This is a genomic window from Nocardia sp. NPDC058480 (assembly GCF_042720495.1).
Lineage (GTDB): Bacteria > Actinomycetota > Actinomycetes > Mycobacteriales > Mycobacteriaceae > Nocardia.
The window spans coordinates 260,752-283,006 of record NZ_JBHXMN010000005.1; the positions used below are offsets into that span (position 1 = coordinate 260,752).

At 67.5% G+C, this 22,255-nt stretch carries 22 protein-coding genes; 7 read left to right on the plus strand and 15 right to left on the minus strand.

Features of this window, described 5'->3' with window-relative positions; all coding sequences use genetic code 11:
* Positions 1 to 37: 37 nt before the first annotated feature.
* The gene (locus ACFWO8_RS15385) at positions 38 to 1,675 is read right to left on the minus strand and encodes a PucR family transcriptional regulator (protein WP_378950266.1); all 1,638 of its coding nucleotides are present in this window, start codon (positions 1,673 to 1,675) and stop codon (positions 38 to 40) included.
* 132 nt (positions 1,676 to 1,807) lie between these two features.
* On the opposite strand from ACFWO8_RS15385, the gene pruA reads away from it, so the two are divergent.
* The 4 genes from pruA (at position 1,808) to ACFWO8_RS15405 (ending at position 6,629) form a co-directional block, all read left to right on the plus strand.
* Positions 1,808 to 3,454, plus strand: a complete 1,647-nt coding sequence (gene pruA / locus ACFWO8_RS15390) for an L-glutamate gamma-semialdehyde dehydrogenase (protein WP_378950268.1) — start codon at positions 1,808 to 1,810, stop codon at positions 3,452 to 3,454.
* Complete coding sequence (locus ACFWO8_RS15395) at positions 3,454 to 4,419, plus strand: proline dehydrogenase family protein (protein WP_378950270.1); 966 nt, start codon at positions 3,454 to 3,456, stop codon at positions 4,417 to 4,419. Before pruA ends, ACFWO8_RS15395 begins: the two co-directional genes overlap by 1 nt.
* Positions 4,420 to 4,547: 128 nt before the next feature.
* Positions 4,548 to 5,975, plus strand: a complete 1,428-nt coding sequence (locus ACFWO8_RS15400; RefSeq protein ID WP_378950272.1) for an amino acid permease — start codon at positions 4,548 to 4,550, stop codon at positions 5,973 to 5,975.
* 30 nt (positions 5,976 to 6,005) lie between these two features.
* Positions 6,006 to 6,629 (plus strand): TetR/AcrR family transcriptional regulator, encoded by a 624-nt coding sequence (locus tag ACFWO8_RS15405; protein WP_378950274.1) that lies wholly within the window; start codon positions 6,006 to 6,008, stop codon positions 6,627 to 6,629.
* Here ACFWO8_RS15405 and ACFWO8_RS15410 read toward each other — a convergent pair.
* The 5 genes from ACFWO8_RS15410 to ACFWO8_RS15430 form a co-directional block, all read right to left on the minus strand.
* Positions 6,612 to 8,675 (minus strand): AMP-binding protein, encoded by a 2,064-nt coding sequence (locus ACFWO8_RS15410; protein WP_378950276.1) that lies wholly within the window; start codon positions 8,673 to 8,675, stop codon positions 6,612 to 6,614. The genes ACFWO8_RS15405 and ACFWO8_RS15410 overlap by 18 nt on opposite strands.
* A 257-nt stretch (positions 8,676 to 8,932) precedes the next feature.
* On the minus strand, positions 8,933 to 9,325 hold the full coding sequence (locus ACFWO8_RS15415; protein WP_378950278.1) for a hypothetical protein: 393 nt from the start codon (positions 9,323 to 9,325) through the stop codon (positions 8,933 to 8,935).
* Positions 9,326 to 9,450: 125 nt separating this feature from the next.
* Entirely contained in the window at positions 9,451 to 10,278 is an 828-nt protein-coding gene (locus ACFWO8_RS15420; protein ID WP_378950281.1) for a carbohydrate-binding protein, read from the minus strand.
* Positions 10,279 to 10,698: 420 nt separating this feature from the next.
* Positions 10,699 to 11,490, minus strand: coding sequence for an N-acetylmuramoyl-L-alanine amidase (locus ACFWO8_RS15425; protein ID WP_378950283.1), 792 nt, complete (start codon positions 11,488 to 11,490; stop codon positions 10,699 to 10,701).
* A 155-nt stretch (positions 11,491 to 11,645) separates the two neighbouring features.
* Entirely contained in the window at positions 11,646 to 12,884 is a 1,239-nt protein-coding gene (locus ACFWO8_RS15430) for a cytochrome P450 (RefSeq protein ID WP_378950285.1), read from the minus strand.
* Positions 12,885 to 13,093: 209 nt separating this feature from the next.
* Between ACFWO8_RS15430 and ACFWO8_RS15435 the strand changes: the two genes are divergently transcribed.
* Positions 13,094 to 13,648 carry a TetR/AcrR family transcriptional regulator gene (locus ACFWO8_RS15435; RefSeq protein ID WP_378950287.1) on the plus strand — a complete coding sequence of 185 codons (555 nt, stop codon included), beginning with the start codon at positions 13,094 to 13,096 and terminating at the stop codon, positions 13,646 to 13,648.
* A gap of 36 nt (positions 13,649 to 13,684) precedes the next feature.
* Here the strand turns inward: ACFWO8_RS15435 and ACFWO8_RS15440 are convergent, their stop codons facing one another.
* From ACFWO8_RS15440 to ACFWO8_RS15450, 3 genes are all read right to left on the minus strand, one after another.
* Positions 13,685 to 14,062, minus strand: a complete 378-nt coding sequence (locus ACFWO8_RS15440) for a DUF5313 family protein (RefSeq protein ID WP_378950289.1) — start codon at positions 14,060 to 14,062, stop codon at positions 13,685 to 13,687.
* Positions 14,062 to 14,520, minus strand: coding sequence for a MarR family winged helix-turn-helix transcriptional regulator (locus tag ACFWO8_RS15445; RefSeq protein ID WP_378950291.1), 459 nt, complete (start codon positions 14,518 to 14,520; stop codon positions 14,062 to 14,064). The genes ACFWO8_RS15440 and ACFWO8_RS15445 overlap by 1 nt, the downstream gene beginning before the upstream one ends.
* Before the next feature lie 97 nt (positions 14,521 to 14,617).
* Entirely contained in the window at positions 14,618 to 15,496 is an 879-nt protein-coding gene (locus ACFWO8_RS15450) for a siderophore-interacting protein (protein ID WP_378950293.1), read from the minus strand.
* Between the two features lie 99 nt (positions 15,497 to 15,595).
* Here ACFWO8_RS15450 and ACFWO8_RS15455 point away from each other — a divergent pair, with 99 nt between their 5' ends.
* On the plus strand, positions 15,596 to 15,991 hold the full coding sequence (locus tag ACFWO8_RS15455; RefSeq protein WP_378950295.1) for a nuclear transport factor 2 family protein: 396 nt from the start codon (positions 15,596 to 15,598) through the stop codon (positions 15,989 to 15,991).
* A 21-nt stretch (positions 15,992 to 16,012) separates the two neighbouring features.
* Here ACFWO8_RS15455 and ACFWO8_RS15460 read toward each other — a convergent pair whose 3' ends face one another.
* From ACFWO8_RS15460 to ACFWO8_RS15480, 5 genes are read right to left on the minus strand one after another with little or no spacing between them, the layout of a single operon-like run.
* Positions 16,013 to 17,218 carry a cytochrome P450 gene (locus ACFWO8_RS15460; protein ID WP_378950297.1) on the minus strand — a complete coding sequence of 402 codons (1,206 nt, stop codon included), beginning with the start codon at positions 17,216 to 17,218 and terminating at the stop codon, positions 16,013 to 16,015.
* Positions 17,215 to 17,817 carry an ATP/GTP-binding protein gene (locus tag ACFWO8_RS15465; RefSeq protein WP_378950299.1) on the minus strand — a complete coding sequence of 201 codons (603 nt, stop codon included), beginning with the start codon at positions 17,815 to 17,817 and terminating at the stop codon, positions 17,215 to 17,217. Before ACFWO8_RS15465 ends, ACFWO8_RS15460 begins: the two co-directional genes overlap by 4 nt.
* Positions 17,792 to 18,142 (minus strand): DUF742 domain-containing protein, encoded by a 351-nt coding sequence (locus tag ACFWO8_RS15470; RefSeq protein ID WP_194827562.1) that lies wholly within the window; start codon positions 18,140 to 18,142, stop codon positions 17,792 to 17,794. The genes ACFWO8_RS15465 and ACFWO8_RS15470 overlap by 26 nt, the downstream gene beginning before the upstream one ends.
* The gene (locus ACFWO8_RS15475; RefSeq protein ID WP_378950301.1) at positions 18,139 to 18,552 is read right to left on the minus strand and encodes a roadblock/LC7 domain-containing protein; all 414 of its coding nucleotides are present in this window, start codon (positions 18,550 to 18,552) and stop codon (positions 18,139 to 18,141) included. Before ACFWO8_RS15475 ends, ACFWO8_RS15470 begins: the two co-directional genes overlap by 4 nt.
* A complete protein-coding gene (locus ACFWO8_RS15480) occupies positions 18,530 to 19,909 on the minus strand; it encodes a sensor histidine kinase (protein ID WP_378950303.1) in 1,380 nt (459 codons plus the stop codon). The genes ACFWO8_RS15475 and ACFWO8_RS15480 overlap by 23 nt, the downstream gene beginning before the upstream one ends.
* A gap of 297 nt (positions 19,910 to 20,206) precedes the next feature.
* On the opposite strand from ACFWO8_RS15480, the gene ACFWO8_RS15485 reads away from it, so the two are divergent.
* Positions 20,207 to 20,638, plus strand: coding sequence for an SRPBCC family protein (locus ACFWO8_RS15485; protein WP_378950305.1), 432 nt, complete (start codon positions 20,207 to 20,209; stop codon positions 20,636 to 20,638).
* A gap of 65 nt (positions 20,639 to 20,703) precedes the next feature.
* On the opposite strand, the gene ACFWO8_RS15490 is transcribed toward ACFWO8_RS15485, so the two are convergent.
* Positions 20,704 to 22,236, minus strand: a complete 1,533-nt coding sequence (locus tag ACFWO8_RS15490) for a DHA2 family efflux MFS transporter permease subunit (protein ID WP_378950307.1) — start codon at positions 22,234 to 22,236, stop codon at positions 20,704 to 20,706.
* Positions 22,237 to 22,255 lie beyond the last annotated feature (19 nt).

The following is a 22,255-nucleotide window of genomic DNA, read 5'->3' on the forward strand; positions in this document are numbered from 1 at the left end:
ACCGGACCACTATTGCAGACTAACTGCAATACCTGTGTTACCTCTGAGCAATCGGAATTGTCGGCAGCGCCGCCAGCTGGATATCGAGCAGAAGCCGATCCTCGGGATCGGTCAGGTCGATGCCGAGAACGGTCTCCACCCGCCGCAGCCGATAGCGCAGCGTGTTCGGATGCACGCGCAACGTGGCCGCGGCGACGCGCACCTCCCCGTGCGCGCGCAGATACGCCTGCACCGATACGCGCAGGTCGGCGGCGTGAGTTCGGTCGTAGGCGTCGAGGGCGGCCAGGCGCGGATCGTGCAGGCGCGGACGCTCGCGGATCAGCTCCATGATCTCGGCGAGCAGCACCGCGGTCCTGGCGTCGGCCAGCGTGGCGACCCGGCTGCCCGAGGGGTCGGCGACCGGGCTGTCCAGCACCCGGTCGACCTCGGCGCGCGCGGCAGCGACCGCGGTGAGACCGGCGACCGGTGCGGCGATCGCGGCCCGCACGATCAATTCGCGCGTCTGCTCGAGCTGGGCGACCAGCTTGCGCACCCACGAGCCGACGCTGCGCTCGGAATGGTAGGCGGGCAGCAGGACATAGACCCGCTCACCGATCGACTCGGTGACCGAATCATCGCGGAAAGCACTGGCGTGCAACCGGATCAAGCCACTCGACGCGGCCAGTCCCGCGGCGGGTCCGACCGGTGCGAACCCGATCACCGCGGCGGGACCGGTCGTCGGCAGGTTCAGCGCGGCGGCCACCGATGGCACGTCGACGCCGTCACCGTGCGTGCCGAACAATCTGCGGATCAGCAATGCCTCGGTCGAGGGCGCGTCCAGCCGCCGCGCGATGATCCTGGCTGCCACCGCCGACGCGCCACGCAACACCTGCGCCGCGTCGGGACGCAGCGCGCCCGCGCCCTGCTGCAACCAGATGGTTCCGAGCATTCTGGATTGCGCGCCTTCCCCACGCCGGATGCCGACGACGAGTCTGCGCCGAATATCGAGCTCGGGATGTTCCGGGACGTCGACAACTTCGTCACCGCGCCGTACCCGGTCGAACACACCCCACTCACGCAGGATCCGCAGGTAGTCGCTCGGGCCTTCCCGGCCGAGGATCGACTGGATGCGCAGCTGGTCGGCCGACGCGTCCGAGGCCGAGTAGGCCAGGACATGCGACTGGGGGTCTTCGATCGAGACCATGCCGCCGGTTTCCCTGGCCAGCACCTGGGCCAGTCCGAACAGGTCGGTGTCGGGGGCGAGCAGGTCGTGCTCGTCGGAGGCGGCGCGCTGACCGGGCGAACGGGCCAGCATCCGGCGGATCAGCGAGAACACCTGGTCCCAGCGCGCCTGCCGGTGGACGTGCACGAGCGCGACACCCGAGGCATGGGCAGCGGCGCGCACCGCCGGCGAGTCGTTGGCGCTCTTGGTCATCAGCACTCGCGGCCGCGCAGCGGGGTCGCGGTCGACGACCTCGCGCAACCAGCGCGCGGTCGCGGCGGGATCGACGCCGACGAGTAGATACACCTCGGGCAACGCGCCCTCGTCGTTGAGGTGTTCGGGCAGGTCGGCCGGCTCGGCCAGCGCAACGGTTCGCACCGCGACCTCATCGCCCGCGGGCGCGTCGACGAGGGTGGCGACGGTGTGGTCGAGGGCGGCGAGCAGCTCGCGCAGCGTTGTGGCCCCGTCGGACATCGAGCACCTCCATCTTGGTCGATCGGACAAATGCGAGGGCAGATCTTCATCCGATCAGATGATTATGCCTGCCGCCGATCGGTGTTGACTACGTCACATCCCGCTATCCGCCACGACGCAGGAGCCGCACTCATGGACGCCATCGCGACCACCCCGCCACCGGTCAACGAACCCGTCGGCACCTTCGCTCCGGGAAGCCCGGAACGCAGTCGCCTCCAGACCGCGCTCGCCGAGTTGTCCGCCTCCCCCACCGAGATCACCCACGTGATCGGCGGCCGCCATCTGCCCGGCGACGGCCCTGCCTACGACGTGGTTCAACCGCATCGCCACGCCGCCGTCCTCGGCACCCTGCGTGACGCGAGTACCACCGACACCGCCGCCGCGGTCGAGGCCGCCTGTGCCGCGGCGCCCGCCTGGCAGGCGATGCCGTTCGACGATCGAGCCGCGATCTTCCTGCGCGCCGCCGACCTGCTTGCCGGGCCGTGGCGTTCGAAGATCGCGGCCGCGACGATGCTCGGGCAATCCAAATCCGCCTACCAGGCCGAGATCGACGCGCCGTGCGAACTGATCGACTTCTGGCGGTTCAATGTCTCGTTCGCCCGCGAGATCCTCGCCGGGCAGCCGCTCTCCTCGCCGGGTGTGTGGAATCGGATGCAGTACCGCTCGCTCGAGGGGTTCGTCTACGCGGTGACACCGTTCAACTTCAGCGCGATCGCGGGCAACCTGCCCACCGCGCCCGCACTGATGGGCAACACCGTGGTGTGGAAGCCCGCCAGGAGCCAGTCCGTGGCGGCCTACCTGACGATGCGGCTGCTCGAAGCCGCCGGACTGCCGCCCGGGGTGATCAACCTGGTCAATGGGGCAGGCCCGGTGATCTCCGATGTCGTGCTGGCCGACTCACGGCTGGCCGGCGTGCATTTCACCGGGTCGACGGCCACGTTCCAGCACCTGTGGCGCGAGGTGGCGCAGCGTCTGGACGGGTACCGCACATATCCGCGACTGGTCGGCGAAACGGGTGGCAAGGACTTCGTGCTCGCACACCCGTCAGCCGACCCGGCGGTGCTCACCACCGCACTGGTGCGTGGCGCGTTCGACTATCAGGGCCAGAAGTGTTCGGCCGCCTCCCGCGCGTTCGTCCCGCGTTCGGTATGGGCGGCGATGTCGGAGGACCTGATCGAACGGACATCGAACCTGCGCTACGGCGATGTCACCGACTTCACGAATTTCGGTGGGGCGCTGATCGATCGACCCGCCTTCGACCGCAACGCCGCCGCACTCGAGCGGGCCAAGGCGACACCGGGCCTGACCGTGGTGGCGGGCGGACACAGCGATGACAGCGTCGGCTGGTTCGTCGACCCGACCATCGTGGTCGGTGACGATCCGGCCGACGAGATCTTCCGCACCGAATACTTCGGCCCGATCCTGGCGGTGCACGTCTACGACGACAGCACCCCGACCGCCTTCGCCGACGCCATGGACCTCGTCGACAGCGGCAGCCCCTACGGCCTCACCGGCTCGGTCATCGCGCAGGACCGCACCGCGATCTCCGCGGCGACCGAGCGGCTCACCTTCGCCGCGGGCAACTTCTACATCAACGACAAACCGTCCGGAGCCGTCGTCGGCCAGCAGCCGTTCGGCGGCGGACGCGCGTCCGGCACCAACGACAAGGCAGGTTCCCCCCAGAACCTGCTGCGCTGGACCTCCGCGCGCACGATCAAGGAAACCTTCGTCCCGCCGACCGAGCACGGCTACCCCCACCAGGCACCGGAGGTCGGCTGATGTCGGCTCTGCTGCGTTCGACCATGCTCGCCGCCGCCCGCTCACCCCGGCTGGAACGCGCCATCACCCGACTGCCGGTCAGTCGGGCGGTGGTGGCCCGCTTCGTCGCGGGCACCACCACCGAGCAGGCCGTGCTTGCCACCGAAACCCTATTGCGCTCAGGGCGTTTCGTCAGCATCGACTATCTGGGTGAGGACACCACCGATCTGGCGAGCGCAGTGGCGACCGTCGCGCAATACCGGACCTTGATCGCCGCCCTCGGTGCACTCCCCCAGTCCGAGGTGGCGACGGGAGCTGTTCGGCCACTGGAGGTTTCGGTGAAGCTCTCCGCACTCGGACAGGCCCTGCCGAGCGACGGTCACGCCATCGCCCGCGAGCACGCCCGCCAGATCTGTGCCGCCGCCGAGGCCGCGGGGATCTGGGTCACCGTCGACGCCGAAGACCACACCACCACCGACTCGACGCTGTCGATCGTGCGCGAACTGCGCGCGGACTACCCGTGGCTGGGCGCGGTGTTGCAGGCGTATCTGCGCCGCACCGAGGACGACTGCCGCGCCATGGCGGGTCCGGGGTCGCGAATCAGGCTGTGCAAAGGCGCCTATGACGAACCGGAGTCGGTCGCCTTCCGCGACAAGGCCGAGGTCGACGCGTCGTATCTGCGGTGCCTCGGCGTGCTCACCGCGGGCGCGGGCTATCCGATGATCGCCTCACACGACCCGGCGGTGATCACCGCGGCCGGCGTGGGCATACAGTCGGCGCAGCGCAAGACCGAGGAGTACGAGTACCAGATGCTGTTCGGCATTCGCGCCGACGAACAGCAGCGACTCGCCGCCGCGGGCAACCATGTTCGCGTGTATGTCCCCTACGGTGACCAGTGGTACGGGTACTTCATGCGCAGGCTGGCCGAAAGGCCCGCCAACCTCGGGTTCTTCCTGCGCGCACTGGTCGGCGTGCGCGGGCGATAACCGGCTTCGGCCGAACAATCATTGCCGCTGAACATTATTCACTCTCGACGCCCGCTCCTCGCGCGTGGCGGTGTACTCGGATGAGCCCACCGTGACGCGACGGTGTGCGCCGATGGAAGGAAACGCGAATGTCTTTCGCAGAGTTGCGCACCCAGATGTTGCGCCGCAAACCACTGATAGAGGTCGACGACGACATCCCCAGTGACGAGCGCCTGGCCAAATCACTCGGGCTCTGGCAGCTCACCGCCATCGGCGTCGGCGGCATCATCGGCGCGGGCATCTTCACCCTGGCGGGCTCGGTCGCGCACTCGGTCACCGGTCCGGCGGTACTGATCTCGTTCCTGATCGCCGGTGTCGCCAGTGCCGCGGCAGCACTGTGCTACGCCGAATTCGCGGGCATGGTCCCGAAAGCCGGCTCGGCCTACACCTACGGCTACGTCTCGCTCGGCGAGCTCGCGGGCTGGTTCATCGGCTGGGACCTGCTGCTCGAATACATCGCGGTGGCGGCGGTGGTCGCGATCGGCGTGTCCGGGTACTTCGGGTTCCTGCTCGATCAGGTCGGCCTGACCCTGCCGGAGTGGATGCTCGGCGCGCCCGATACCGGCGAGGGCCGGGTGATCGACCTGTTCGCGGTGCTGTTCTGTCTGGGCACCGCGTGGGTTCTCTCACGCGGTATCGGCAGCGTCGGCCGGTTCGAGACGGTCGCGGTCGGCATCAAGGTCGCACTGGTCATGCTCATCGTGGTGCTCGGGGTGTTCCACATCGACAGCGCCAACTACGACCCGTACTTCCCCTTCGGCACGGGCGCGGTGTGGACGGGCGCGGCGACGGTGTTCTTCGCGGTGTTCGGTTATGACGCGATGAGTACCGCGGCCGAGGAATCCATCGACGGGCGCAAGCACCTGCCCAAGGCGATCATCTACTCCCTTGCCATCGCGATGGTGCTCTACGTGCTGGCCACGCTCGTGCTCACCGGCATGCAGAAGTACACCGAAATCAGCCCGACCAGCGGTTTCTCCACCGCGTTCGAATCGGTCGGGATGCCGGGCGTCGCCAATATCATCGCGGTCGGCGCGATCGTCGGCATCATCACCGTCGTGCTCACCTTCATGCTCGGCGTCACCCGGGTGTGGTTCGCGATGAGCCGCGACGGGCTGCTGCCCATCTGGTTCGCCAAGACCCACCCCACCCGCAAGGTACCGACCAGGGTCACCTGGATCGTCGGCTTCGGCGCGGCGATCCTGGCCGGTGTGCTGCCGATCAACACCGTCGCCGAGCTCACTAATATCGGCATTCTGATGGCCTTCATCGTGGTGTGCATCTCGGTGATCGTGTTGCGGCGCACCAGGCCCGACGCCCCGCGTTCGTTCCGGCTGCCGTTGATGCCGGTGATCCCGCTGGTCGGGATCGGCTTCTCGGCCTACCTGATCTGGTCGCTGCCGTGGGAGACCTGGGTGCGGTTCGCCGGTTGGCTTGCAGTCGGCCTGATCGTGTACTTCGCCTATTCGCGCAAGCACTCGCTGATGAACCGGGCCGCGCCGGAGCCGAGCAAGTAGGTCGGCGGCGGACTGTGCTGTGATGGGTCGATGAGATCGGAGCAGGACGCCGCGGCGGGCGCGAGGCAGGCGCGCGCGCCGCGGCGGCGGCGAGATCCGGCGAAAACGCGCGAAGCGATCATCGACGGACTGCTCGCCGCGGTGACCGCGGGCGATTTCGCACCGACCGCGCGCGAGATCGCCGCCAGAGCGGGCACCTCCGAACGCAGTGTCTTCGTGCACTTTCCCGATCGGGAAGCGTTGCTGGTGGCCGCGACGGAACGCCAGTCCGAGATGGTCGAGGCGTGCCTGGTCGTCCCGGATCCCTCGACTGCCCTGGCCGAGCGGATCACGGTCGCGGTGCGCCAGAGCGCCGCGATCTTCGATCTGCAGCGCGTGCCCCGGCTGCCCGGTCTGCAGGAATCTCGATCGATCGCCGCGATCGACGAACGGATGCGGCGCACCGACGAACGCATCCGCGCCGTGCTGGCCGCGCTGTTCGCACCCGAACTGTCCCGGCCGGACGGTGAGCTCGACGGCAGGCTGCTCGATCTGGTCGACGGCGCCCTGGCCTGGCCGACGCGCCACCATCTACAGGACCGGCGCGGACTGTCGGGCGAGCAGGCGTCGGCGACGATCGAGCGCGCGGTGGGGTTGCTACTCGCTCAGCGCTGACCCCGGCACGAGCACCCGCTTGAGGATCTTGCCGGTCTCCCCACGTGGCAGCGCGCTCAGGAACGTGACATCACGCGGGACCGAGAATCGGCTCAGACGGTTGCGGATGTAGGTCCGCACCATGTCCGAATCCAGCCCGGCCCCTTCACGTTTCACCACGAAGGCGGCCAGCCGCTGACCGAACTCCCGGTCGGGAACGCCGACGACCGCCACTTCGCTGATCTGGGGAAGGTGGGCGAGCGCCTCCTCGACCGGTCGCGGGAAGACGTTCTCACCACCGGAGATGATCATCTCGTCGTCGCGGCCCGCCACGAACAGCCGCCCCGCGGCATCGAGGTAGCCGAGGTCGCCGGTATCGAGCATGCCGTCGGCCTCCTCCGGCGGCGCGGAGTTGACGTAGCCATCGAAGAGCATGTGGTTGGCGACGAAGATGTGCCCGGTGGAGCCCACCGGCACCGGACGCAGGTCGGGACCGAGCACCGCGACCCGGGTGCCCAGTGGCGGGCGGCCCGCGGTCGTGGGCGATACCCGTAGGTCGTCGGGGGTGGCGACGCTGGCCCATGACACCTCGGTCGAGCCGTACACGTTGTAGAGCAGGTCGCCGTAGCTGTCCAGGAATCGCAGCACGGTGGCCCCGGCCAGCGGCGCACCACAGCTCACCACGAACCGCAGGCTCGACAGATCCAAGCCGGCCCGGACCTCGTCGGGCACCTCGAGCAGGCGTTCCACCATGGTCGGAACCACGATCAACGTGGTGATCCGGTGCTCGGCTACCGCGCGCAGGCAGTCCATCGCATCGAAACCGTCCGACAACACCACGGTCGCCCGCAATGCCGTGCTGAGCTGCAACCCGGCCAGGCCCCAGGTATGGAACAGCGGCGCGGGGATGAGCAGGACCTCCTCCACGCGCAGCGGGATCCGCGAGAGCAGCGCGGCGATGGTGCCGAAACCCTTGGCGTGCGGGCGGCGCGCACCCTTCGGCGAACCGCTGGTGCCGGAGGTGAGCACGATCAGCCTGCCGGGATGAGCGGGAACCGGGAAGTCGTTGTGCGCCTGGGCGATCAGGTCGTCGACCGTCGTGCGCTCCGGGTCCGGCGGACAGTCGTCGGTGGTGTAGCGGGGGACCTCGCTGTGCAGGTAGCGGATCAGCGTTTCCAGCGCACCGTCGACGAAGACCGCGCTCAACCGGTGCCGCTGTACGATCTCCTCGATCCGCCGCCCCGACAATCCCGCATTGAGCAACGCCACGTCGACGCCGAGTTTGCCCGCGGCGACCATGGTTTCGACCATGCCCGCGTGATTGCGCGCCAGCAGGCCGATGGCGTCACCCTTGCGCAGACCGATCGAGTACATCGCCGCGGCCAGCGCGGTGGATCTGGAGTCGACCTCGGCGAAGGTGCGGTGCCCGCCCGCGTCGATCAGCGCGAGCCGATCAGGTGCGTAGGCCGCGCCCGCCGCGTAACCACCTGCCAGGTTGAAACCCCACTTCGACAGGGAGCGAAGCTGTCTCACGATCGACCTCGGCTCGGGCCGCATCAGCCCGGTGGCCGCGATACTGCGCGCCACCCCGGCATTGCGGCGCACCATCGAACGCTCGGCATTGATCACCACCGAGGAACGGGTGCCCGCGATCGCGTCGGCGGTACGGCGCAGCCCCGCCTTCACCCAGTCGGTGACCAGTGAGTTGCCGCCCTGCTCGATCAGCGGATGGACACGCGCGGCCGCGAACAGGGTGATGTCGAGTCGGGTCCGCTCCTGATCGCCGCGCAAGCGGATCGCGGCGAAGCTGCCGAGCACCGGGCTGCGCAGTTCGAAACTCTCGTACCAACGGCCGATGACCAGGATGAACTCGTGCGTCCTGATCCCGCCGCTCGCAGATCCGATCCGCACCTGCCAGTGGACCGCACCGTCGGGACGTTCCACCGGTTCACAACTGCCGATGCCGGTGAACATCCGTGGATAACTCTGAGGATCGAGCAGCACATCCCACAACGCTTGTCGCGCGATGGTGAAATCCGCGCTCACATCGATGACGTCGGTGACCAAACTCCGTGCTCTACTTCCCGTCGGCCTTTTCGACCCAGCTGGTCGGCGGGCAAAAATGGGCGCTGCGGTCATTACCACCTCGCGGGTCGCCACGCTACCCGGCCGCGGCGCCCCTTCAACAAGAATCAGACAAAACCGGTAGTTCGGGACCGTTTCGGCCGGATTTTGGTTTGTCGGCCACACCTGCCGACATCGCCGATGTGAAACTATCCAATCGCTTGCACGCTTCCCGCGGATGCCGAAGTATTGCTGGCAGGTCAGCCGCCGGTGACCACACAGGATTCCCCGAAGCGGAAGCCCCGGCCGACCGTCACATTCGCGCTACTGGCGATACCGTCCTGGACGGCGGTCAGCGCGTGGGCACCGGTGTAGGACGGCACCCAGTTGAACATGGCGACGCCGTCGGTCGGGGCGACCACGGCCAGGAGCGCGCCGTTGTCGTAGAAGGCAACAGGAACGATGCCGACGCTGAGCCTGGCCAGCAGCTGATGGGTGCATCCGGTGCCGTAGTCGGTTGCCGAGCCGACGCTGAGGTTGGGTTTCACGGTCAAGTGCGAAACACCGGCCGAGGCGGTGGGAGCGCCGAGGGTCGTGGCCAGCATTGCCGTCCCGATGGCCGCGACGGCGATGGCGAATTTCCTGTCACTCATATCTCACGTCCTTGTGCTGCGGGCCGACCGAACGCGAGGCCGGCGAGTCGGTCCCCATCCTCACCCCATCGTGGGACCGATGGTGGGAGAACACACGAACCGTTTCGCCTGCCTCGTCGTGCCGGCTACACCCGGGACCAGAGTGCGGGAGTGTTCGGCGGTGTCCAGTTCGGGTCGTGCACCGTGTGCGCCTGCCTGCAGCTATAGGTGGCGCCCTGGTAGGTGACCTTGTCGCCGATGGCATAGGTGGCACCCTGACGCCAGGCCGATCCGGTGGGGGCAGCCGTTGTCGTCGGGTGCTCGTGCCCGGGAGTGGTTGTCACCGGCGGTTTCGTGGTCGTGGCAGGAGGTTTCGTGGTGGTCGCGGGCGGCGTGGTGGTGGGGGCAGGAGTGCTGGTGGTCGGCCGGGAAGTGGTCGGCTTCGGGGTGGTCGTAGCCCCGGGTGTGCCGCCTATCTCGAGATCGACGCAACTGTAGAACGCCGCTGCGGTATCACCGATATTCCATACTGCCCGCAATTTCTGCCGACCGGAATATTTCGTCAAATCGACGGTATGGGTCACCTCCATGGACGGCTGTTCGTTTCGACCGTCGAACACGGCGACCCTGGTATTTCCGATGAAGTATTCCCAATTCAGCGTGCGATGGTTCGCGGTGTTCTTCCACGTGAAACTCGCACTGCCGGAAACCTTTTGCGGCACCCAGCCGAGGCTGTCGTCATCGAGCTCGGGGTATTTGTTCGCACTGCAGTTGGTGAGCCCCTTCGGACCCTCCACACTCTGCGGTTCGTATTTCACCGCGCCGCAGGGCACGAGGCCACGGGCGCATTGTTCCTGCCTGCTCGCGGGCCCGGCGATCCAGCCGTGCGCAGTAGCGCTCCCGGCCGGGACCAACGCGGTGACGATGGGCGCCAATGCCATTGCTCCGGCGAAGAACAGAATTCGGCTTCTCACTATCAATACTCCTTGGAAACGCACGCGGAGGACGGCAGGGGCCGGCTTGCCGTCCGGGAAACATTTCGAGCGATGACACTGAACACTTCGATATCGAACTGTGACAGGGACATTAAGGCGGCGAAGATCAACCGTCAACCGCCCCGGTAGCGAAAAATACTGCTACCGACCGGTATTCGCGAACCGTTTTGCAGGAGTGCGAATTCAGCGAATGAACACGTTTCAGACCAACCGGTTCCCACTCGGAGCAACTGGCGAGTTAATTGACCAGCTATCGCGGGTGTACAGATTTGCCAGCTATCGACAATAGGTAGCCATGTTGGTAACAAGCTGCCTTACTGTTCGAGCGCGGGCACGGCCGAAGCAGGCCTGGCGAACTTTGCGCGACTCCTCCAAAATCAGGCGGAGGCAGTCGGCGAATCAGCCGAGGAACGCGAGAATTCCGGCGGTGATGAGCTCGGCACAGCGGGCCCGCCCCGCCGGAGTCTCGATCAGCGCGGCATCGGTCGCCGAGCGCATGTTCCCGCATTCGACCAGGGCGCTCGGCCGCTCGGCCAGATTGAGCCCGGCCAGATCCGCCCTCGGATCCAGGCCGGCCGACCCCACATAGGTCGACGGCACCGCGCCACCGGCGACCATGGCATCGCGCAGCGCAGTGGCCAGCCGCGTTCCCGCCTCGGCCTGCACCGGATTCAGCGGGGGTTCGGCATAGGCGATGTGGAATCCGTGCGCGCCCGCGCCGGTATTGCCGTCGGCGTGGATCGAGACCACCGCGTCGGCGCCCGCCTGATTCGCGATGGCGGCGCACTGGTCGACGCACGGTCCGACGCCGGTGTCGTCGGAGCGCGTGAGGATCACCCGAACACCGTGCGCGGCGAGCAGGTCTCGCACGCGCACGGTGACATCCCAGGTGAACTCGTGCTCGGTGTAGCCGCTGTCGGCCGAGGTCCCGGTGGTGTTGCAGGCCTTCGTCCCGCCGCGTCCGTCGGGCACCGGCGCGTTGATCTGCGCGAGGTGGGTGGCATTGCCACCGTTGTGACCGGGATCGAGGACCACCGTGCGGTTCACGACGGGGGAAGTAGGCGGCACGGCACTCTCCGAGGAAACGGCCGTCGCGGTCGACATTGCCGAGGTCGCGTCCGTGGACGCGCATCCGGCGAACAGCGCTGTCGTCGCGAGCAGGCAGGCGGGCAGGAACAGACAGGGGCGCACCCCGACACCGTGCCACACCCCGCCAGGAGGCAACTCCGCCCGCGCCGACCGCGATCCAGCCGACCCGAGCCCGATCCGGCTCAGGCCCGAACTTGCCACCCGGTGGAAGCGCTATCGCCCCCATGAGAACCCGAGCCGCAGGACCAGAACCGTCCTCAGGCGCGCGTAACGCGTAGCGGAAGAGTCGCGTGGCGGCGCACGAACAGGCTGGGCACCCACCGTGGCGGCTCCTCATCGATGAGCCCGAACCGCTCGGTGCGTTCGAGGAGCAGGGTGATCGCGGCGGTTGCTTCCAGCCTGGCCAGGGCGGACCCGATGCAGAAGTGGGCGCCCGCACCGAACGCCGCGTGCCCACGTCCACGCGGCCGGCCAAGATCGACGACGTCCGGATCCGGGTAGGCGGCCCGATCGCGGTTGGCGGATCCCCACAGCAACAGCAGGTGACTCCCCGCGGGCAGGTCGACGCCACCCAGCTGAGTATCCGACACGACGTGGCGGTGGTGGCCGCGAAAGGGTGACTCCAGGCGCAGCGCCTCGTCGAGGAACGCGGGGATGAGCTCGGGCCGTTCGCGCAGACTGGCCTGCAGGGCGAGGTCGGTGGCGAGCAGTCGTGCCGCCGAGGCGATCAGACCTGCGGTCGACTCCCCGCCCGCTCCGATCAGCTGCACCACGATCAGTACCGCCTGCTGCTCGTCGATCGTGCCCGCCAACATCGCCGCGACGAGTACCTCGAGCACCGTTCGCGGCGAATCTCGATCGGCCACTCGCTCTTTCGCGCCGCTGATCGCCAGGTACGCGTAGTGGGCGAGCTCGGCCGCCGAGGTGATCAGCGCGGTCATCCGGCCGTCGGCGACGACACCGCCCAGCATCTCGGTGGAGTCGTAGGCCAGCGAGAGCAGTTTCGGCACATCGGCGCCTGGCAGTCCGACGAGTTCGGCGATCAGCGCCAGCGGCAATCGATCGGCGACCCCGGTGGCCCAGTCGATCCGATCGCCGTCGAGCTCCGCCGCCCACAGCTGTTCGGTCAGTGCGGTGACGAACGGGCCGAGGGTGCGAACCCGTTTGGCCAGCGCCGGTCCGACGACGCCGCGATGGGCGGCATGAATGTCGCCGTCGGCCGTGGCGAGCACGTGGATGCCCTGTCCTGTCGCGTCGAGGTCGAAGGTCGTCGGCGCCGCACCCGGCTGGGCGACGAGCACGCCGGTCAGATGCGAGGAGAACTCCGCCGGACGCCGGGTCGCCTCGGCGACCGCGGCCCACGAGGCGACGAGGTAGAAGTCCGTGCCGGGAACCCGGTAGACGGGCGCTTGCTCGCGCAGAGTGCGATACATCGGGTAGGGATCGTCGAGCACCGCCGCGTCGAACAGGTCGATCGCTTCGAGGTCCGTGGTCATGGCCGCCGCCTTTCCTGGTCAGGCTGTCGGCGCTCACCGTGCAACGACGAGAGGCATACGGTCAACGACCGTCTCAGAGTGAGACAGCACAGCGATATCGTTGCTGTTGGAACCCGTCGCGTATTTCATCGAAACAAGTCCCTGCCCGGTAAGTTCCGGCTAGACAGATTCCGATGCGCGTCTCACTGTGAGACAATGGAGGTTCGCCGATGACCGACCGAGTGGACTGGCTAACCGGTGGTGACCGACGCACCATCGCGGTCGACCGCATCGAACGCGCTGCCCTCGCACTGTTCCTCGAATACGGCATCGACAACGTCACCGCCGAGGACATCGCCGCGGCCGCGGGCTGCTCGCGCGCGACGCTGTATCGCTACGTCGGCGGCAAACCACAACTGGTGAGCGCGGTGATGGTCAGGGCCGCCGGATCCGTCGTCGCGCGCGTCGAGGCGGTCCTCGACTCGGCCCCGCCCGGCCGACGCCCCGTGGAGGCGATCCTGGCCGCCGTCGCCGCGATCCGCGCCGACCCGGTGCTGCGGCAGTGGCTGATCCGGCACCGCTCCCCCGAAACCAACGAATTCCTCGCCGGCGCACCGGAACTCGGTAACATCGCGACCGCGCTGACCAGAATCGCCCCCGACGACGAGGCCGCGGGCTGGGTCGTGCGCGTCGTCTTGTCGCTGCTCACCTGGCCGCTGCCCGACGCCACGGCGGAACGTCGTATGGTCGAACGATTCGTCGGGCCCACTCTGCGTGCGGGCTGACTCCCCCGTTCTCGACCTCGACCCGTTGCCTGCGGCTCAGCCGCGGTGGTGGCGACTCTCGTAGGCAACGCGTTCGACTTCGGCCCGACGGCGTTCGGCCTCGTTCGCCAACTCGGGATCGAAGCCATGGCTGACCAGGCGGTGCCGGCGGTACACGTACACCAACGCCACGGTGAAGTAGAGCAGCGGCAGGTACAGCAGCGCGATCATCGACAGCCCGATCCACAGCGGGCCCGGCACCAGTAAGAACAGGCACAGCATCGGAAGCACGGGCAGCAGGAAGCGCATCAGGTATCGGCGGGTCGCGCCGGGGCCGGTGAGGTCGGCCAGCACCCAGTCCGCCATCGAGGCCGGCAGGGTGCCGCCGGTGATGTAGCGAACGCGCTGCCAGAGATTCGGGGTCGAGTTGCTCACTACTGCTCCCTCACGTCGGATGCGCGTCGCGCGGCCGCGTTGACCCGGCCGAGGACATCGCGCAGTTCTTCCAGATCCGCCAGGCTCACGCCGAGGCGTGCCACGACGGCGGGCGGGATCTGCTCGGCCTGTTGACGCAGGTCACGGCCCACCTCGGTGAGGTCGATGTGCAGCGTGCGCTCGTCGTGCGGATCGCGGCGGCGGGTGATGAGACCGGCGGATTCGAGCCGCTTGAGCAGCGGTGACAATGTCGCGGAGTCGAGCTGGATCGCCTCGGCGACGGCCTTCACCGACATCGGCGCCTCACCCCACAGGGCGAGCATCACCAGATACTGCGGATGTGTCAGGCCGAGCGGTTCGAGCAGCGGCCGGTAGACCGCCAGTACTGATCGATTGGCCACCGCCAGCGCGAAGCACACCTGCCGATCGAGCCGCAACGGGTCGTCGAGCTCCTGCATCGTCCACCACCTTCCTTAGCTCACACACTATTACGCCACTAATAATTAGTGCAATAACTATTAGTGGCGTCACAGACATTCGGAAGGTCGATGCGCATCAGTCCTCGTCGAGGACCAGCGGCTCACCGGCGGCGGCGCGGCGCACCTTCTCGCGGCCGTTGTCCTCCTCGGTACGGTTCTGACGCCAGTAGCCCGTGAAGGTGATCGCGCGCTTGTCGACGCCACGGTCGCGGACGAGATTACGCCGGGCGAGCTTCACCAACTCGGCCTCACCGGAGATCCACGCGTAGGGCGCGCCCGCGGGGAGCGCGGCGGCGCGCACCGCGTCGACCACCGCGTCGCCGTGCGAGCGATCGCCGCGATGCACCCACTCGACCCCCACGTCGCCGCGGGTCTCGAACCGCTGCTCGTCAGCGGGACCGTCGACCTCGATGAACGCTCGCACCGGCACACCCACGTCAAGGCGTTCGATGATCGCGCCGATTGCCGGAACGGCGGTCTCGTCACCGACGAGCAACTGCCAGCCGGAATCACCGGACGGTGTGTACAGCGCGTGCGGCGGGCAGAGCAGGCCGAGCTCGTCGCCCGGCGCGGCGGTCGAAGCCCAGTCCGAGGCGGGGCCCGCATGCTCGGCATGCAAGGCGAAGTCGATGTCGAGCTCGCCGAGTTCGGGCCGCTGCGCGCGGATCGTGTAGGTGCGCATCGGCGGGCGAACCTCGTCGGGCATCGCGAGATACCGCTGGTACCAACTCATTACGCTGCCCGAGTCGTCCAGCGGCGGCGGCACCACGGGACGCGGCTTGCCCGGGAGCGGGAAGAAGAGCTTCGTGTATTGATCGGGCCCGATGTCGGCGAGGGCGGCCGAGTTCTGACAGCCGAGGGTAACCCGCACCATGCGCGGCGTCAGCCGTACCGCGCGACGAACCGTCGCCGGCGCGTAGACCATGGCCGGTCGATTCACAGTCTCAGTCGTCATTAGGCAAGGCTAACCTATTTCAGCAAGCCTCACTGCGCCAGTCGACAGCGAGGCCCTTCGCCCCTAGACCAGCCACTCCCGATTCGGGAACATACGACCATGTCCGATGTCACCAAGGATCTGTTCGAGCGCTATCACGCCTGCTGGGCCGAGCGCGACCCCGACCGCATCGCCGCGCTACACACGCCAGATTCGGTCTTCCACCTGCACTCCGGGGGCGCACCCGCGCAGGGGCGGGCCGAGATCCGGACCGCCGCGGCCGCGAACTTCGCGCTCGTCCCCGACCTGACCTTCACCCAGGTCGACCTGCGCGTCGGCGACGACTTCTGGGTGGTGCGATGGAAGCTGTCCGGCACCTCCGTCACCGGCCGCACCGTCGATGTGGATATCGCGGACATGGTGACTGTCGAGGACGGCGCGGTCAAGGAGAAGCACACCTACGTCGACGGTGTCGCCATGCAGGCCGCGCTGAGCGCGCCCTCCGAGATCGCCTGAGCCACCACGCGTTCGCCGGTGTCAGGGCATCGGCAGTGGCGGTGTCTTCGGGAATATCACCGGCAACGCCGCGAGCGACCGATGGAACGGGCCGGGCCGCCACACCAGGTCCTCGACGGGCACGGCGAGGGCCAATTCCGGGAGCGCATCGAGCAATTGGTCGATGGCGTCCTGCACGATCAGGTACGCCACCGGCTTGGCCGGACAACCATGCGGACCCGCACTCCACGCCAGGTGCGCCCGATTGTCGACGACATCACGCCCGGCGATCGCCGGATCGTTGTTGCATGCCGACATGCTGATGACGACCGGTTCGTGCGCGGGCAGCCAGGTGTTGTCGACCAGGATCGGCTGACGCGGGTAGGTCATGCAGAAGTTGGCCAATGGCGGGTCGGTGAACAGCACTTCGTCGAGCGCGTCGCGGGTGGACAGGCTGCCGCCGAGCACATTGCCCGCGAACCGGTCGTCGGTGAGCATCAGCCGCAAGGTGTTGACCACCAGGTTCAGCATGGGCTCGATGCCCGCGCCGTAGAGCACCAGCAGCTGGTGCACCATCTCCTCGTCGGTCAGGGCTGCCCGGTGCTGGAGCAGGCGGGTCGCGACATCGTCACCGGGTTCGCGCTGACGCAGGCCGACCAGATCCGCCAATGCCGTGGCGAGCAGGTTGTTGCCCGCCTCGGCGTCGTCACCTTCGAAGATCTGCGCCATCCCGGTGGCGACCTGCTGCCCGATCTCGGGGGTGCACCCGAGCATCGAGTTCAGCGCCTGGAACACCAGCGGAAACGCGTACTGGCTCAACAGGTCCGCGGATCCGGTCACGCAGAAGCTGTTGATCAGCGGGATGGCGAACTGTTCGACGGTGCTGTGCATCGCGTACAGATCGACCCCGGCGATACCGGCGACATTGGCCTGCCGGTACCGGGTGTGCTCGGCGCCGGTGGTGCGCAGCGCGGCAGGCCGGAATTGCAGCATCGGCAGCACCGGGCAGTCCAGTGGGATGTCGCGTTCCCACATGCGCGGGTCGGCCGGGAAGTGCTCCGGATCGTTGAGGATGCGCACGGCGGTGTGATAGCCGATCACCAGCGTGGCCCGGATGCCCGGCGACAACTCCACCGGCACCACCGAGCCGAACCGGCTGCGCATCCGCTGGTAGGCCGCCTGCGGATCGGCGGCGAACTCGGGTGCCCACATCGCCACCCGCTCGTCGGCGGCGATATCCACCCTCATGACGCTGTCGCTTCCTGTCTGCGAAAGAGGTACTCCGCCAACGTGATCAGCGCGCGCAGACCCTGATCACGTCGACGTGCGTCGAGCGCGATCACCGGGGTACCGGGGGCGAGGTCGAGTGCCTCGCGCACCTCCTCGAGTGGATAGCGCCGGAAGCCCTCGAATTCGTTCACCGCCACCGCATACGGCACGCCACGCTGTTCCAGCGCCGAGAGCACGTCGTCGGCCTTCTCGATGCGCCGGGTGTCGACGAGCACCAGCGCGCCGAGGGCGCCGCGTGCCAGTTCCTCCCACAGCGGGGCGAACCGCTCCTGGCCCGGAGTGCCGAAAAGGTACAGCGCCAGTTGGGGATTCAGGGTGATGCGGCCGAAATCCAGTGCGACAGTGGTCGACACCTTGCTGCCCAGCCCGGCCATGTCGTCGACCCCGATGCTGGCCTCGGTGATCGTCTCTTCCGTGCGCAGTGGCCTGATCTCGGACACCCCGCACACGAAGGTGGTTTTTCCGACGCCGAAATTGCCTGCGACCAGGATCTTCACCGACCGTGTCACGGTTTCCGCGACGTAGTCGACCTCATCCCGCAATGGCGCGGAGGCCATGCAACACCTCCTTGATCAGTGCGAGTTCCGGCTTCACCTGTGCCGGGGTGGGGCAGTGCAGGTGGCCGCTGTCGAGCAGATCGGACACGATGATCTTCACGACGGAGGCGGGCAGGTCGAGATAGGCCGACAATTCGGCGATCGACAGTGCGCCGCGGCGGCTGGTGAGTGCCAGCAGGCGGCGCTCATCGGGGCGGTGATCGGGGCGCGCGTCGTCGACGGCACGGACCAGTGTCACCAGATCCAGGTCATGCGCGGCACGCACCCGCCCGCCGGTGCGCACATAGGACCGCACCAGGTCGGGATCGCGCCTGCCGCGGCTCAATTCCTCCCGCCTAGTCGGGGTGCGCTACCGATCTCGTGACCGACGCGCGAAGCCAGTTCGTTCATCCGATGCGCCACCAGTGCCACATCGACATCGGGGGTGGTGGCGACCCCGAGCAGGGCGCCCGCGCCTGCCGCGGTGATCATGATCATGCCCTCGTCGTACTCGGTCATGTTCTGGCGCACCGTATTCGACGTGCCGCCACAGAACTCGCCGAGCGCCTTGCCGAGCGAGCGCAGACCGGAGGCGGCCGCGGCGAACCGTTCGGCGTCGTCTTTGACCACGCCACGGGAGTGGGCGATGCGCAGTCCGTCCTCGGACAGCAGGACCGCGAAGCGGACGCCGGGGATCTCGAGATCCTCGAGCAGCCACGCCAATCGGTTGGTGCTATCGGCAACCGGTGTGCTCATCGGCAGTTCCTTCCGTGGTTCGCTCGGCCGCAGCGGCACGACCGCTGCGGGATCCGCTGCGCCAGGCAGCGGCGAGGTCGGGGCGCCCCTGCCCCGACTCGGTCGTTACCCCCGCCGAATCCGGGGCAACCGGTCTGCGGCGGCGCTTGGGCAGCCCGCCGCTGGTGATCTCGTGGACATCGGCGCCGGGCGATTCGACCTCGGCGACCGGAACGGGAATATGGGCGGGCGCGGCGAGTTCGGGCTCGGGCAGCCGCGGTGCGTCCCCGCTCACCAGCAGTGCCGACGGTACGTACACCATGGCCCGCATGCCACCGAAGATGTTGGGTCCGTCGACGTGCACGGAGAATCCGTAGCGCCGGGCCAGTGCCGCGATGCCGGGGAAGCCGACCTTCGGCGCTGGACCGAGATCGTGGATGTCGACCGGGCGTTCGCCGCTGAGCACCAGGCGCGCGTCCTCGAGCTGCTCGGGGCTCATCCGCATGCCCGCGTCGTCGATGATCACAGTGACGCCGTGATGGCCCTCCTGGAAACCGATCTCGACGAACGACGACGGCGGCGAGTAACGCAGCGCGTTGTCGAGCAGGGTCGCCATGGTGTGCACGAGCGGTTCGACTGCGCGGCTGATCACGATCCGGTCGGACTGCGTCGTCCGCACGCGCAGGAATTCCCTGACCCGCCCGGTGGCGCCGCCCGCCACATCGGTGAGCGACTGTTGTGGCCACCGACGACCGGGCAGACCGCCGGAGACGATCACATAGGACTGCGCCTGCCGGATCATCTGCTGCACGGTGTGGTCGATCCGGGTGAGCGTTTCGTAGATCGCGTCGTCGCGATGTTCGCGCAGCGCCGCACTGACGACCTGGCCGAGGTCGGTGCCGAGGCTCACCACCGAGGTACCGAAGGAGCGCACCGCGGCGCTGGTGGCCGCCCGCGACGACGCCGACAGCTCGCCGCGGGTCTGCTCCTGCGCGGCCTGTATCTCGCTCACGCGGCGTTGCTCGACGTAGCGTTCGACCATCGCCCTGGTCTCCTCGGTGACCACGCGCAGATCTTCGGCATGGCCCGTGGCGATCCACTGCAGCGCCTGGCCGAACTGCGAATCACCCAGTTCCACCGGCAGATCCACGGCGACCGCCGGGATCTCGTGCCGACGCACGGCGGCGGTGATCGCGGGCAGCGTGGAATGTGCCAGCTGCATCAGGGCGTTCTCGCAGGCGAGGCGCTCACGGATGGCGGCATCGGCCCGCTGCCGCTGTCGGCGCTCGTTCCGCATGGCCAACACACTGACCGCGATCGCGAGCAGTAACAGCGGCGCACCGATGACAAGCAACAGCACCGCGATTCCTGAGTTCATCAGATCTTTCGTCGTTCTCGACCACACGACGCTGTTGCCGCCTGGCCCTCGTCGGCCGTCCCGACGAGGCATTCGCCGTCGATCGCGGTGTGATTTCGAATACCCGATTCACACGCCCCGTTTTCAGCGACTCGCACACATTAGCAGCACGCATAACGATCGCGACACGGATCATGCTGTCAGACATCATAATTCCCGCGCAAAACGGTCCACACTACTGGACAATTGATCTATTCTGGTTTGCTATGTCTCGAGCCGCTGCTTACGGAACCCCGGGTACCGGATAACATCCCCGCCGTGGCGAAACTGAAGCTCTCCGTCGATGTCCCCGTCCCGCCGGACCAGGCCTGGGCGCACGCGTCCGACCTTCCGCATCTCGGAGATTGGCTGACCATTCACGAGGCGTGGCGCGGCACGCTGCCCGAGGAATTGACGCCGGGCACCGTTCTCGTCGGCATCGCCAGCGTGAAGGGCTTCCGCAACAAGGTCACCTGGACCGTGCGCACCGCCGAGCCGCCGCGCGAGCTCTCCCTCAGCGGCAAGGGCATGGGTGGTACCAAGTTCGGCCTCAGCTTGCGCGTCGAACCGAGCGGCAGCGGTTCCAAGGTGAGCCTCGACATCGAACTGGGCGGCGCACCGCTGTTCGGCCCGATCGGCTCGACCATCGCCAAGGCCTTGCGCGGCGATATCGAACGCTCGCTCGAGACGTTCGTCAAGCTCTACAGCTGAGTGTTCGACGACGAAAGCCCGGACGGAACATGATGTTGCGCCCGGGCTTTCGGCATGATGACGGATCAGGCCAGCGCCACCGCTTCGGCGTCGACCGGCACCTTCGGCTTGGTCCGCGGCAGGAAGAACGCCGGGACCAGTGTGAGCACCGCGAGCACCACGGTGACCCAGTAGGTGTTGCTGAACGCTGTCGCTGCCAGCTCCAGCCCCTGCTCGATCACCGACGGCGGAATCTGGGCGGCGAGATCTGGTCTGGCGTTGGCGCCGATGGCCGCCTTGGCCTCCAGATGATCGTTGAGCTGGGCGGCCAGCACGACCGACATCGTCGCCGTGCCGATCGAGGCCGCGGTCTGGTTGACGATGTTCATCAACGTCGAACCGCGCGCGACCTGTGCGTGCGAGAGCGTCTGGATGGCGGCGGTCATCACCGGCATCATGGTGCAGCCCATCCCGAGACCCATCACGAACAGCGCGCCACCGATCAGCAGGTATGAGGTGTCGGCGCCCAGTTGGGTGAACCCGGCGAGGCCGATGGTGATGAAGGTGATGCCGAACATGACGATCTTGCCGGGGCCGATCTTGTCGACCAGGAATCCCGCGATCGGCATCGTCAACATGGCGCCGATTCCCTGTGGCGCCATGAGCAAGCCGGAGTCGAACGCCGTCTCACCGCGTACCTGCTGCAGGTAGTTCGGCAGCAGGAATCCGGCGCCGAAGAACGCCGTCGCGAACAGCGACATGGTCAGCACGGAGTAGCGCAGCGACGGGTTGGCGAACAGCCGCAGATCGATCAGCGGATGCTCGGTGCGCAGCGCGTGGAACACGAACGCCACCAACAGCGCCGCGCCGATGATCACCGGAATCAGCACACGCGCGGCCATCACGGTGCCCTTCTCCGGAATGGAGGAAACACCGAACAGGAACAGCGCCAGGCCCGGCGAGGCCAGCAGCATGCCGAGGAAGTCGAACGACTCCGACGGCTTGGGCTTGTCGGGAGCGAACACGACATAGGCCAGGACCAGCGCGATGATGCCGAGCGGCAGATTGATCAGGAAGATCCAATGCCAGCTGAAGGCGTCGATGAGCCAACCACCGAGGATCGGGCCGCAGATAGGGCCGAGCAGCATGGGCACACCGAGCACCGCCATCACGCGACCGATCCGCTGCGGGCCTGCCGCGTGGGTCATGATCGTCATGCCCAGTGGCATCAGCATGCCGCCGCCGATGCCCTGAATGACGCGGAACGCCACCAGCGACTCGATACTCCATGCCATCGAACACAGCACCGACCCGATGATGAAGAAGGTCAGCGCCGCCATATAGAGGCGTTTGGTACCGAAGCGGTCCGCGGCCCAGCCGGTCATCGGGATGACCGAGGCCAGCGCCAAGGTGTAGCCGGTCATGGTCCACGCGACGACCTCGACGGAGGCGTTGAAGTCCTGCATGAAGGTCGGGATCGCCACGGTGACCACGGTGATGTCGAGAATCGACATCACCGCACCGAGAACGACTACACCCGCCACCTTCAGCACGGCGGCATCCAACTTGTCGGGAGTGCGATCGGGCGCGGCGGCACCGATATCCGGAGGTTTCGTCACCGGTTAACCCAAGCACTTT